Source organism: Mesorhizobium sp. P2_C4, from assembly GCF_056404575.1.
The window spans coordinates 312,422-324,669 of the sequence record NZ_JBFUDT010000004.1 but is presented as its reverse complement, the minus strand read 5'-3'; the positions used below and the strand labels follow the sequence as shown (position 1 = coordinate 324,669).

The window sequence follows — 12,248 nt, the reverse complement described above, 5'->3', positions numbered from 1 at the left end:
CTCTTGTCACTCTTCCCTAGGCAGCGGCACCGCCGTGGTCTCGGCATGGCTGAACCGGCGCTTGGCCAGCCTGACGATCCTGAGCCGGCTGCCGCAGTTCGGATCGGGACAGGCGATCTCGGCGTCCGAGGTCATCCAGTCATTCTTGTGGGTCGGGCGTTGCTTGGCCGCCAGCAGCGGCAGCACGGCCGATATCGAGTAGATCGAAAACCCCTGCCCCGCCGGCATCGACAGCATCTCGCCCTTGAGTTCGAAATAGTCGCCAGCCTTGGCGCCGCAATAGATCGGCTTGCCCTCGGGAATGACCGCCTCGACGCGAAGATCGAAGAGTTCGAAACTGTCATCGGCCATTCAGGCCTCCACCAGGCTGAAGGTGACGTCGCAGGCGCCGTTGCGGCGGATGACGCCGCAAGCGGCGGCGAACTGGTCACGCTCTTCGGGGCGCACCTGGGCGACGACGCTGCCGGCCAACCAGCCGATCGGGAACAGCAAGCGTGCGCCCTGGCCGTAATACAGGCCGATGTCGAAGATGGCGTTCGGATTGCCGCCCCACATGCGCGGCGGCACATAGGCGAGCACGATGTCGCCGGGCTGCGGCGTCAGCGTCGCATTCTCCGCGGGCAGCGGTTTGGCATAGGCCTGGCCGTCGAGATGAGCTGATGGAACCGGGCAGGAAATCTCCGGGCCTGTCCACATCGCATGGATGCCAGGAACGATGCGTGGCTGCGCCAGATACGCCAGCAGGAAAGCGGCGTTTTCAGGGGCCTTCTCCGGCAACAGCAGTGCCGTTACGGAAAGTTTCGAGCGCGGTTCTGTGATGCTGATGGCGGGCTTGCTCATGTCAGTCCTTCGCCGATTGAAGCTTGTCGCGCAGGAAGGCGAAGGGACGGCTGATATCGGCCACCAGCGCCTCGCGTGCCGCTTGCGCATCCTGTTTCGCAAGCGCTGCAACGATGCGACGGTGATAGTGGGCGGTGTCGACCTCGCCGGCCTCGGAGAAGGCGTAGATGGCGACGCGGATGCAGGGTCCCGATTGCAGCCAGAGGCTCTCGATCATCGGGATCAAGACGGCCGACCCGCAGCAGCGGTAGATTTCGAAATGAAAACTCTGGTTGAGCGTCGCTTCGCGGTCGATATCCTTCTTGTGCTTCAGCGCCCGCATCTCGTCCCACTCACCGAGCATGGTTTCGATCCTGGCGATCTGGCGTGGGCCCATGCGCGTTGCGGCGAGCGCGATCGCTTCGCCTTCGATCAGGGAGCGAGCACGTAAGAGATCGTCGATGCGCTCCAGCGTGATCGGCGGCACGCGCACGGAGCGGTTGGGCAGCGCCTCCAGTGCCTGTTCGGAGATCAGCCGTCCGAGGGCCTCGCGCACCGGCATAGTCGAGGTGACCAGGGCATCGGCGAGCCCGCGTATGGTCAGCACCTGGCTTGGCTCGAACAGGCCGCCGATCAAGGCGCGACGCAATTCCGAATAGACGCGATCCTGCACGGTCTCGCGGCCGACCGGCGTCAGCTGGGCCGCGATCGCCTCGTTGTTTCGCTCGATGGCAGCCTTTTGCATGACATTCCCGGTCTTGGCCCGCTTTGGCCCGTTTTCGGCTTGCGGAGAAAATTAAAGCCGATTAGCGTGATCAAAGCAAGTGTGATCACAAATCAAAAAATCAGAAAGCGGCAACGACCGCTCGGCCAGAGGGGTGCATGAGCGAGACAACGGCACGACAGGACGAGACCCCCGCACCAGTGCTGGCGGCGAAGAACGTCGTCAGGCGCTTTGGCGGCCTCGTCGCGGTCAACGACGTCTCGTTTGAGGTCAGGCCGGGCGAAATCCTTGGCCTCATCGGCCCGAACGGCGCCGGCAAGACGACGATGTTCGATCTGCTCGCCGGCAGCATCCTGCCTTCCAGCGGCGACATCTTTCTCGACGGCACCCTTGTCTCGGGTGAAGCCGCTCATCTGCGCATCGGCCGCGGGCTTGGCCGAACCTTCCAGATCCCCCGCCCCTTGCCCAATCTGACGCTGATCGAAAACGTCATGCTGGCTGCGCAGGGCCAGGCTGGCGAGAAGCTGCTCGCCAACTTCCTCACGCCGCGGCGGGTCGCCGCTGAAGAAAGGGCCGGCGAGAAAAAGGCCTTGGAGCTGCTCGAGCTGGTCGCACTTACCCATTTGGCGCATGAGCCGGCGCGCGTGCTGTCCGGCGGCCAGCGCAAGCTGCTCGAACTTGCCCGCGTGATGATGGCCGACCCGGCGATCATCCTGCTCGACGAGCCGGCTGCCGGCGTCAATGCGAGCCTGCTCGAAGTCATCATCGACCGCATTCGCGACATCAACGCGCGCGGCATCACCTTCCTTTTGATCGAGCACAATATCGACATGGTGAGCCGGCTCTGCCACCGAGTTCTCGTCATGGCGAGCGGCCAGCTTCTGTGCGAAGGCACGGCAGACGAGGTGGCGCGCGATCCGCGCGTCATCGAGGCCTATCTCGGAGGCGCGGCATGAGCGAGATCGTTCTCGATGTCCGCGACCTCGAAGCCGGCTACGAGTCCGGCGTGCCGATCGTGCGCGGCGCCTCGATCACTGTCAGCAAGGGCGAGATCGTCGTCGTGCTTGGCCCCAACGGCGCCGGCAAGTCGAGCCTGATCAAGGCCGTTGCCGGTCTCGTCCCGATCACATCAGGCACGGTGACGCTGGACGGCAAGGACATCACGTCCGCACCCGCCCACACCATGGTCCGCCTCGGCCTCGCCTTTGTGCCGCAGACCGAGAACATTTTTCCACTGATGTCGGTGGAGGACAATCTGAAGGTCGCCTGCGGCATCCTGAAGCCGCGCGAGACCCCCGCCCGCATCGAGGAGATGTACGCGGCCTTCCCGGATCTTGCCCGGCAGCGCCGCACCGCCGCCGGCAATCTTTCGGGCGGACAACGGCAGATGCTGGCGGTCGCGCGGGCGCTGATCGTCCATCCCAAGGTGCTGGTGCTCGACGAGCCTTCGGCCGGCCTGTCGCCGAAATTCGTCTCGATGGTGTTCGAGATGCTGGCCGGCATCCGCAAGTCCGGCGTCACCATCCTTTTGGTCGAACAGAACGCCAAGGCCGCGCTTGCCATCGGCGATCGCGCCTATGTGCTGGTCGAGGGCAAGGACCGGCACGAGGGCGTCGCCTCCGAGCTCTGGAACGATCCTGTCGTTGCCGAACTATATCTCGGCCAGCGCCGACAGGCCTCCGAAAAAGGGAGCGCGGCATGAACCTGCAATTTGTCGTCGACGGACTTTTGACAGGCTCGATGATCGGCCTCGGCGCCATCGGCGTGACGTTGACCTATTCGATCCTGCGCTTTTCGAACTTTGCACACGGCGACTTCATGGCCTGGGGCACCTATGCGACGCTGGCCGTCGTTAGCGTCATCGGCGCGACGGTCGGCAAGGTGGCGCCGATAGCGCCGCTCTCCTTCGGCTGGCCGTTGATCGTCGCGCTCATCGTCGGCATGGCGCTGACCGGCCTGCTGGCGCTGCTGCTCGACTTTGTGCTGTTCGCGCGGCTGCGCGCCAAGGGCCAGGCGATCATCGTGGTGATGGCGAGCTTCGGCGCCTCTATGGCATTGAGAAGCCTGCTCGAATTCACCTTCACCTCGCGGCCGACCTATTTCAGCCGCGCCATCCAGATCGCCATGCCGGTCGGTTTCGGCATTCGCATCACCCCCGACCAGATAGCGCTTTTGCTGCTGACCGCCGTGCTGGTGCTCGGCGTTCATTTGCTGATCACACGCACGCAAACCGGCCGCTCGATGCAGGCGCTGAGCCAGAACGCGGCGCTGGCCCGCATTGTCGGCATCGACGTTGCCAGGGTGGTGCGCGTCACCTGGCTGATCGGCGGCGCGCTGGCCTGTGTTGCCGGCGTCATGATCGGCATTCTCATCCAGATCCGCCCGTTCATGGGGTTCGACATGCTGCTGCCGATGTTTGCCGCCGCCATCCTCGGTGGCATCGGCAGCGTGCCGGGCGCCGTTCTCGGCGGCTTGATCATCGGCCTGGCCGAAGCCGGCGCGGTGCAGTTGATCGGCGCCGAATGGCGAGCGGCAGTCTCCTTCATCATCCTGATGGCGGTGCTGTTCGTGCGGCCGGTCGGTCTCTTTGGAGTGAGGGAACGCTGATGGATCTGCTCGGCTACGGCGCTTTCTTCCTGACCACGGCGCTGATCTTCTCGCTGGTCACGCTGGGGCTTAATCTGCAGTGGGGGCTGACCGGGCTGTTCAATGTCGGCCTTGCCGGCTTCGTCGCCATCGGCGCCTACACCTCGGCGCTGTTGACCACGCCCGATGATGCCGCGCGGCTGGGTGGCTTCGGCCTGCCAATCCTGGTCGGCTGGCTCGGCGCCATGCTGGTCGGTGGCATCGCCGCCGCCATCACCGGCATGGCCACGCTGCGCCTGAGATCGGACTATCTGGCGATCACCACTTTCGGCGTCGCCGTCGTCGTGCAACTGGTGGCGCTCAATGCGCAGAAACTGACCGGCGGCCCATTCGGCATCGGCTTCATTCCGCGTCCCTTCGGCAGCCTTGCCGAAACGCCCCTGCTGTTCAACCTGTCGAACCTGGCCGTTGTCTCGACGGTGACGCTGATCGTCTATTTCGCGCTCGAACATCTGTCGCGCAGCCCCTGGGGACGGGTGTTGAAGGCGTTGCGCGAGGACGAGCGGGCGGCGATATCCCTAGGCAAGAGCGCGCGTTTCTACCGCGTGCAAGCTTTTGCCGTCGGCGGCGCCATCATGGCGCTGGCCGGCGCGCTGCAGGCGCATTTCACTGGCTTCATCGCGCCGGACAATTATCTGCCGATCCTGACCTTCCAGGTCTGGGTGATGCTGATCGTCGGCGGCTCGGGCAGCAATCTCGGCGCCATCGTCGGCAGCATCCTGGTCTGGGCGATATGGGCGGGGTCAGGCACGCTGACCAGCCTGCTGTTCCCGCCGGAACAGCAGGCGCGCGCCGCCTCGCTGCAGATCGTCGCCATCGGCATCATGCTGTGCGTTATCCTTCTGGTTCGGCCGAATGGCCTGTTCGGCGACAGGCCGTTGCGAGCGCGGTTCGACAAGGCTGCAAAAGCAGTGGCAGGCGAGAGCAAGTGACGCAGGACATGGCCGGCTCGCGCAGCCTTTCGCTCTGGCAGGCCATCGGCCGCAATCGCCGCGGACGGCCGGCTCTCAATGGCGCACTCGATGTCGATCTGGCGATCGTCGGCGGCGGCTTCACCGGCCTTTCCACCGCCTTGCACGCTGCAGAGCAAGGGCGCACGGTCGCGGTTCTCGAAGCCGAGATTGTCGCCTGGGGCGCGACCGGCCGCAATGCCGGCTTCGTGGTGCCAAACTTCGCCAAAATGGATCCGGCTGACATCCTTGCCCATCTCGGACCGGAACGCGGCGAACGGCTGATCGATTTCGCCGCCGGCAGCGCCGACCTCGTCTTCGGCCTGATCAAGCGGCACGGTATCGAATGCGACGCGCTGCAGAGCGGATGGATCCAGCCGGCGCATTCGCCGGCCGCTTTCGAAAAGGTCAAATCACGCGCCAGCCAATGGGCAGAGCGCGGCAGACCTGTCGTCACGCTGGATAGGCGGGCGATCGAGGACCTGACCGGGGTCCGTGGCTATGTCGGCGGCTGGATGGACCGTTCCGGCGGTGTGCTCAATCCCGTGGAATATGCGCGCGGGCTGGCCGATGCGGCGGAGAAGGCCGGGGCGCGCATCTTCGAGCACACGACTGTCACGTCGATCGATCGCATTGCGGACGGCTGGGCCGTCAAGACGGCGGCTGGGTCGGTGCGTGCCGGAAAGGTGCTGATCGCCACCAACGCCTATGGCGGGCCGCTGTCTCAGACGCTGCAGCGGACCTATTTTCCGCTGAAAGTTTTTCAGATCGCCACGGCACCGCTGCCGCGCGCGATACGCACGCGCCTGTTGCCGGGCGGGCAAGGCGTCGGCGACACCAGGCGCAATCTCTTCACCTTCCGCTTCGATCGTGACAACCGGCTGATCAGCGGCGGCATGCATATTTTTGGACCCGGCGCCGACACGCGGGTGCCGCAGAAAATCTGGCGCCGGCTTGCGCAGCATCTTGAGCTTCCCGACCTGCCGCCACTTGAATACAGCTGGTCGGGGATGGCGGCCGTCGAACCCGACTTCCTGCCTCGCCTCGTCGATCTCGGGCCTGGCCTGATCGCCGGCTTTGCCTGCAACGGTCGCGGCATCGCCATGACCACCGCCATGGGCAAGGTACTGGCCGACTGGGCTGGTGGAACCGATGCCGGCGATCTGCCGCTGCCCTTTGCGTCGCCGTCGCCGATCCCGTTGCATGGCCTGATGCGGCATGCGCCGAACATGCTGCTGCCCTGGAGCATGCTGCGCGACCGGCTGGACGCGGCGGCCTAGCGCTGCTCGACCGACGAGGCTTGCCGCTGATCCGCGGCAGGCCATACCGCCGCCGCGGCGGCAACCAGCATCAGCAGCGCTGCGACCACAGCGCATGTGACATATCCAAACCCGGCATAGAGCGGGCCGAAGCTGGTGGTACCGACAAAGACCGCAAAGTAGGTTACCGCGCTGTTCAAGCCCATGATGGTGCCGCGCCGCGAAGGGTCGAGCGCCGTGAGGCGCATCACCAGCACGTTCAGTCCGAAATGATTGGCGAGGCCCCAGATGGCCACCATCGCCAGCGTCAGGCCGAAGCTGCCGCTTGCCGCGGCAAGCGCCACATAGACGATGGCGACGAGCAGGTAGGCGAATGGCATGACGCGTCGTGCGCCGAGGCGATCGATCGCACCGTCAAGCAGTGCCGCCGTGCCGAAGCCGGCGCCATAGGCAAGTGCTGCCCAGCCATTGGCACTCACCGGCTGCCCCAGGCCGCTGTGAAGATGATCGCCGAGATAGCCATAGACACCGTAGAAGGCGGTCATGAAGGCGCCGCAGGCGATGAGAAGCGGCACGATACCGGGAATGCGCAACGCAGCCAGCGGCGTCGGCGCCGGTCCGCTTTTCCTGACGTCGCTCAGCGAGGTCATGGCGAGACCGACCAGGGCAAGAACCGCAAGCAGTGCTACCGCCGCGAACACGGCGCGCCAATGCACGAGGTCGGCAAGCACGGCCGACAGCGAAACGCCGGCCACCATGGACAGCGTCCAGCCGGTCAGCACGACGCCGATCGTGCCGCTTTCGCGGCCGGGCGGCGCAATTGCCGCGGCACTGGCATAGATGGCCGGCATGGCGACGCCGGCGGCAATGCCGGCGACGGCCTGGGCCGCGACAAGCGCGATCACCCTTGGCGCCAGCGCACTGGCGAGAAGCGCAACCGCCAGCAACAGCAGCGCGCCCTGCAGCATGCGGCGGGCGCCGATGCCGTCGATATAGCGGGCGAGGAACAGGGCGCTGGCCGAGGTGCCGAGGCCGAAGGCGGCCGAAGCGGCCACGACCGCCGGCACGCTGGTGCCGAAGGACGCAGCGACGGCCGGGGCGATCGGGCCCAGAACCAGCGAGTTCGAGCCGATGACGGCGATGCAGCCGGTCAGGAGATAGGCCAGCGCCGGGATCGGCTGGGATGTCGTTGCTGCTTGATGCGTGTTCGTCATGGGAGCATAGTGACCGAACTGAATTCCGCGACAATAGGGAATTTCGATATGAATGAAGAAACAGATGGCATTCCGCAGAACAGGCCTGCCGCTCGGGATCTCGACGCAATCGACCGAAAAATATTAGGCGTCCTGGTCGACGACGCCACCATCAGCTATGCCGAACTCGGCGATCGTGTCGGCCTTTCGCCGCCGGCGGCCCATGAACGGGTCAAGCGGCTTCGGCGCAGCGGCGCCATTCGCAGCACCGCCGTGATCATCGAGCCCAAGGCGGTGAAGAAGCCGTTGCTCGCCTTCGTGCATGTCGACACCAGCGGCTGGGGCAAGACCCCGGAACTGATGGCGATTTCCGAGCACCCGGAAGTCGAGGAGATCCATTCGGTGGCCGGCGATACATGCATGCTGATCAAGGTCCGCACCGAGGACACGAGGGCGCTCGAAGGCCTGCTGCAGCGCCTCTACGAAACGCCCGGCGTCACCTCGACGCGAAGTTACGTGGTGCTGTCGACCTATCTCGAGCGGCCGGTTCAGCCAGGTGTCACGACCGATTGGCCGATGCCCCGGCACATGTCCAAGCCGCTGTATTGATCTGCACCATCTTCGTCTTGCCGGAGCCACAACAATCCTTCACAAACGGCACCCTATACTGATGCTGGGCATTGCTTGGGGTACGAGAGGCGCGGCTTGGAATTCGAACTGAAAACCATCGAGGCGCTTGCTCCTGACCAGGCGTCGCTGAGCGCCGCCTCGAAGCTGACCAAGCGATCGAACTGGCCGCGCCTCGAAAAGAATGAGCAGCAGGCGCTGATCTGGGGGGAATGCCAGGGCTCCGGCTCTAACCCTTATCGCACCGTGGTCGACACCGGCGACCATGGCTACAAATGCACCTGCCCGTCGCGGAAATTTCCCTGCAAGCACACGCTGGCGCTGATGTGGATCGCCGCCACGGCGCCGGCCAGCTTCACATCAGCCGAAACGACGCCGGAATGGGTGAATGACTGGCTTGGCCGGCGCCGGAAGACGACGGCCCAGCCGGCCAGCGAAAGGCCGGGCGCGGGAGCCAATGCGTCCGGCAAGAGTATCGGCGAGGCCGCACAGCCGGATGAAAGCACCGCTATCGAAGATGCCGCGGCGGCAGAGCGCCGCGAGGCGGCGCAGCGCAAGCGGGCGGAAGACACGCGGTCTTCGGTGGCCGGCGCGCTGGACGAACTCGACCAGTGGATTGCCGACCAGCTGCGGCTCGGCCTTTCCGCCTTTGCTGATGCCAGCAGCGTGCGCTGCCGCCGCATTGCCGCGCGGCTGGTCGACATGAAGGCGACGGCGCTTGCCGGACGCATCGACGAGATTCCGGCGCGGCTGATGGCGCTGCGCAGCGAGGAGCGCCCGGATGCGGCGATCCGCGAACTCGGCAAGCTGGTGCTGCTGGCCAAGGCCTGGCGCTCGACGCCCGACGATCCCGAACTGAAGCGGCTGGTGTCGTCCTCCGAAACGCGCGACCAGGTTCTGGCCAATCCCGACGCCAAACAGGTCGACAGTCAGTGGGAAGTCATCGGTGAGAAGATCGAGACCCGCCGCGACGGCCTCGTCAGCCATTCGACCTGGCTGCTCGACCTCAAGAGTCCGACGCCGCAATTTGCGCTGCTGCTCGACTTTTTTCCGGCCTCGGCCGGCCGCCGCTCGGCCGCGTTCACGCCCGGCGACCGCTTCGATGCCCGGCTGGTGTTTTATCCCTCGCGCCAGCCTCTGCGGGCGCTGGTGGCGGAGCGCAAGGGCGATGTTGCGTCCGGCACCTGGCCCGATTTCGGCCTGAACACCAGCAGGGACCCGCTGGCGGCGCATGCATCGCATCAGGACGCCGCACCATGGTCCACCGACTGCCCGCTGATGCTGCCGGCCGGCGCGATCCTGCTCGATGAGCGCGGCGCCGCCTGGTGGCAGGCGGCGCGCGACCCGCAAGGGATCGCCCTGCCTGTCGCCGGCACCGTCGATCAAACTGTGCTTGGCCTCGACCTCGCGGCAACCGCAGCACTGTGGAACGGCGCTCGGCTCGATCTGCTCGCCGCGCAAAGCGGCTTCGGGAGGCTCGATCTGTCATGAACGAGCTCGAACTGACCGGACTGGCGACGATGCGCGACTGCTGGATCACCGGCGGAACGACGTTCGATCTGGCCCCGGCCGCGTGGAAAGACATCGCCGGCGGCGCAAACGCGGACGAGCGCGAGCGACTGTTGCTGGCGATCGCCGCGCAGGCGCTCGATGTCGGCCTGCGGCCCGCGGCGCCGAAGACGCTGAAGCGTCGCCCGCCGCTGCCAAGGCTTGGCCTGCCGCTGCTGCCGGAGCGGCTGCGGCCGCTGTTGCGGGCGGCCCTGAAGAACGCCGCCGATGCGCGGCGCAAGACGCGCGTGGCGACGCTTGTCGCCAGCCGCGGCTACGTGCTGCATCCAATGGACTGGATGCCGCCGGCATCGGATCAGAACAGCCCTGACGTCTACGCCCCCTGGATCGACTGGCAGGCCAGCGTGGAGGGGCTGAAGATTGCCCCGCAGGAACAGCTGACGGTGCAGAACTGGGACGATTTCTATCCCGCCGCGCGCCGTATCGCGCTGGCAGAGATGCGTCGCCGCGACCCGGCCACGGCCCGCAGCCTGATCGAAGCCAAGGCGCCGGGCGAACCGGCGGAAGTCCGGCTGGCGCTGATCGAACTCATGCATTTCGGCCTGACGCCCGCGGATGCGCCGTTCCTGAAAAGCCTGGCCACCGACCGCTCCGGCAAGGTGCAGGAGCTGGCGAGCCGGTTGCTGGCAAGGCTTGGTGAGCACGGCTGCGCCGGCGATGGCGGAGCCGACGATCCCGTTGCCGAACTTGCCGCCTTCATTACCGAAGGCAAATCCGGCTTCATCCGCCGCCGCACCACCCACACGCCGGCAAAACTCAAATCGCCAGCCCAGGAAAAGCGCCGCGCCGAATTGTTCGAAAACTGCAATCTGGTCGACCTCGCCACACGCTTCGGTGTCAGCGAGGCCGATTTCATCGCTGCCTGGCAGTTCGGCAGCGACAGCACCGCCGACATCTACATCGCACGAATGGTCGCCGCTTCCGGCAGTGATGCAGCGGTGGCGCAGATGGCCGATACGCTTGTCGCCGAGGGCGGCAAGCCGGCGCCTTTCGTCCTTCACCTCATGCCGCGCCTGGACAGTCGCAGGAAGCGTGTCCTGGTCAGGCTGATCCTGAAAGACACGAAATATCTTGGCGCGCTCAACCTCGCAGAAGGTGTCGAAGCGAGCTGGTTGGAATGGCCCGATCTGGCGAACAGCCAGACCTTGCCGGCATTGCGCTCCGCTGTCGCCGGCAATGACGACGCGATGAAGCGGACCATTGACGACATACTGGAAACGATGGGCTTTCTCGCCACCGCGGCAACGGCCGAAAAACTGATCGGCGACGTTGTCGCGGCCGGCATGCCGCCAGCGGCCGCCTCGCTCGCTTTCCTGCGCCTCAACGCGGCCCTGGCCGGGCCTGGGCCCAACACGTGAGCAATCGGAGAACAGCACCATGAACGCAGCCATTCGTCTCCCGGTCGAGCAGGCCTATGCGTCGGAACTGCAGGCGCTGGCGCGCAATGACGACCGCCAGAGGCCGGCGGGATGGGGCCTGTCGCCAAAGGCTGTGCTGACCTATCTGCTCGGCGGCAAGGCAAGCGACGGCACGGTGATTTCGCCGAAATATGTCGGCCGCCGCCGGCTGATGGAAACGGCTGTGGCCACGCTAGCCACCGACCGCGCGCTGCTGTTGCTCGGCGTTCCCGGCACCGCCAAGTCGTGGGTGTCGGAACATCTCGCCGCCGCCATCATGGGCGACTCGACATTGATCGTGCAGTGCACGGCCGGCACCGACGAGAACCAGATCCGCTATGGCTGGAACTACGCGCAGCTTCTGGCCAAGGGGCCGAGCCAGGATGCGCTGGTGCCGACGCCGCTCTACCGCGCCATGGAGAGTGGCAAGCTGTGCCGGCTGGAAGAACTGACGCGCATGGGTTCCGATGTGCAGGACACGCTGATCACCGTGCTGTCGGAAAAGATGATGCCGATCCCGGAGCTCAACACGTCGATCTATGCCCAGCGCGGCTTCAACATCATCGCCACAGCCAACAACCGCGACAAGGGCGTCAACGAACTGTCCTCGGCGCTCAAGCGCCGCTTCAACGTGGTGGTGCTGCCGCTGCCCGAGGACATGGCCGAAGAGGTGGCGATTGTCGCCAAGCGGGTCGACGAGATGGCCGGCGGGCTCGACCTGCCGGTGCCGAAGAATGTCGGCGAGGAGATCGCCCGCGTGCTGACCATTTTCCGCGAGCTGCGCTCCGGCGCGACCGCCGACGGCAAGGTGACGCTGAAGACGCCTTCGGGCTCGCTGTCGACCGCCGAGGCGATCGCCACCATGGTTGGCGGCCTCAGCCAGGCGGCATGGTTCGACAGCGGCAAGCTCGGCGCCGAAGGTCTTGCCGCCAGCCTCGTCGGCGCCATCATCAAGGACCCGGTGCAGGACAAGCTGGTGCTGGAGGAATATCTCGAAACGGTGCTCAAGAAGCGGCCGGACTATGCCGGCTATTACGCGGCGCTGAACGCAGCGATCTGAGGTC

Annotated in this window: 13 protein-coding genes; 9 read left to right on the top strand and 4 right to left on the bottom strand. The window is 65.8% G+C overall.

Going from position 1 to position 12,248, the window contains the following annotated elements; all coding sequences use genetic code 11:
• Positions 1–6: 6 nt before the first annotated feature.
• From AC1DX6_RS17970 to AC1DX6_RS17960, 3 genes are read right to left on the bottom strand one after another with little or no spacing between them, the layout of a single operon-like run.
• On the bottom strand, positions 7–351 hold the full coding sequence (locus AC1DX6_RS17970) for a TIGR04076 family protein (RefSeq protein ID WP_477315657.1): 345 nt from the start codon (positions 349–351) through the stop codon (positions 7–9).
• Positions 352–840: a DUF3830 family protein gene (locus AC1DX6_RS17965; RefSeq protein ID WP_477315655.1), complete on the bottom strand. Its 489-nt coding sequence runs from the start codon at positions 838–840 to the stop codon at positions 352–354.
• 1 nt (position 841) lies between these two features.
• Entirely contained in the window at positions 842–1,564 is a 723-nt protein-coding gene (locus AC1DX6_RS17960; RefSeq protein ID WP_477315653.1) for a GntR family transcriptional regulator, read from the bottom strand.
• Positions 1,565–1,701: 137 nt separating this feature from the next.
• Here AC1DX6_RS17960 and AC1DX6_RS17955 point away from each other — a divergent pair, with 137 nt between their 5' ends.
• From AC1DX6_RS17955 to AC1DX6_RS17935, 5 genes are read left to right on the top strand one after another with little or no spacing between them, the layout of a single operon-like run.
• On the top strand, positions 1,702–2,499 hold the full coding sequence (locus AC1DX6_RS17955) for an ABC transporter ATP-binding protein (RefSeq protein WP_477315651.1): 798 nt from the start codon (positions 1,702–1,704) through the stop codon (positions 2,497–2,499).
• A complete protein-coding gene (locus AC1DX6_RS17950; RefSeq protein WP_477315649.1) occupies positions 2,496–3,245 on the top strand; it encodes an ABC transporter ATP-binding protein in 750 nt (249 codons plus the stop codon). The genes AC1DX6_RS17955 and AC1DX6_RS17950 overlap by 4 nt, the downstream gene beginning before the upstream one ends.
• Positions 3,242–4,150 carry a branched-chain amino acid ABC transporter permease gene (locus AC1DX6_RS17945; RefSeq protein ID WP_477315647.1) on the top strand — a complete coding sequence of 303 codons (909 nt, stop codon included), beginning with the start codon at positions 3,242–3,244 and terminating at the stop codon, positions 4,148–4,150. The genes AC1DX6_RS17950 and AC1DX6_RS17945 overlap by 4 nt, the downstream gene beginning before the upstream one ends.
• Positions 4,147–5,121, top strand: coding sequence for a branched-chain amino acid ABC transporter permease (locus AC1DX6_RS17940; protein ID WP_477316462.1), 975 nt, complete (start codon positions 4,147–4,149; stop codon positions 5,119–5,121). Before AC1DX6_RS17945 ends, AC1DX6_RS17940 begins: the two co-directional genes overlap by 4 nt.
• Positions 5,122–5,129: 8 nt before the next feature.
• A complete protein-coding gene (locus AC1DX6_RS17935) occupies positions 5,130–6,419 on the top strand; it encodes an NAD(P)/FAD-dependent oxidoreductase (RefSeq protein ID WP_477316460.1) in 1,290 nt (429 codons plus the stop codon).
• Here AC1DX6_RS17935 and AC1DX6_RS17930 read toward each other — a convergent pair.
• Positions 6,416–7,612, bottom strand: coding sequence for an MFS transporter (locus tag AC1DX6_RS17930; protein WP_477315645.1), 1,197 nt, complete (start codon positions 7,610–7,612; stop codon positions 6,416–6,418). The genes AC1DX6_RS17935 and AC1DX6_RS17930 overlap by 4 nt on opposite strands.
• A 48-nt stretch (positions 7,613–7,660) precedes the next feature.
• On the opposite strand from AC1DX6_RS17930, the gene AC1DX6_RS17925 reads away from it, so the two are divergent.
• From AC1DX6_RS17925 to AC1DX6_RS17910, 4 genes are all read left to right on the top strand, one after another.
• Positions 7,661–8,200: an Lrp/AsnC family transcriptional regulator gene (locus tag AC1DX6_RS17925; RefSeq protein ID WP_477315643.1), complete on the top strand. Its 540-nt coding sequence runs from the start codon at positions 7,661–7,663 to the stop codon at positions 8,198–8,200.
• Between the two features lie 96 nt (positions 8,201–8,296).
• On the top strand, positions 8,297–9,709 hold the full coding sequence (locus AC1DX6_RS17920) for an SWIM zinc finger family protein (protein WP_477315641.1): 1,413 nt from the start codon (positions 8,297–8,299) through the stop codon (positions 9,707–9,709).
• On the top strand, positions 9,706–11,145 hold the full coding sequence (locus tag AC1DX6_RS17915) for a DUF5691 domain-containing protein (RefSeq protein ID WP_477315639.1): 1,440 nt from the start codon (positions 9,706–9,708) through the stop codon (positions 11,143–11,145). Before AC1DX6_RS17920 ends, AC1DX6_RS17915 begins: the two co-directional genes overlap by 4 nt.
• A gap of 19 nt (positions 11,146–11,164) precedes the next feature.
• Positions 11,165–12,244, top strand: a complete 1,080-nt coding sequence (locus tag AC1DX6_RS17910; RefSeq protein WP_477315637.1) for an ATP-binding protein — start codon at positions 11,165–11,167, stop codon at positions 12,242–12,244.
• The last annotated feature ends 4 nt before the right edge of the window (positions 12,245–12,248 follow it).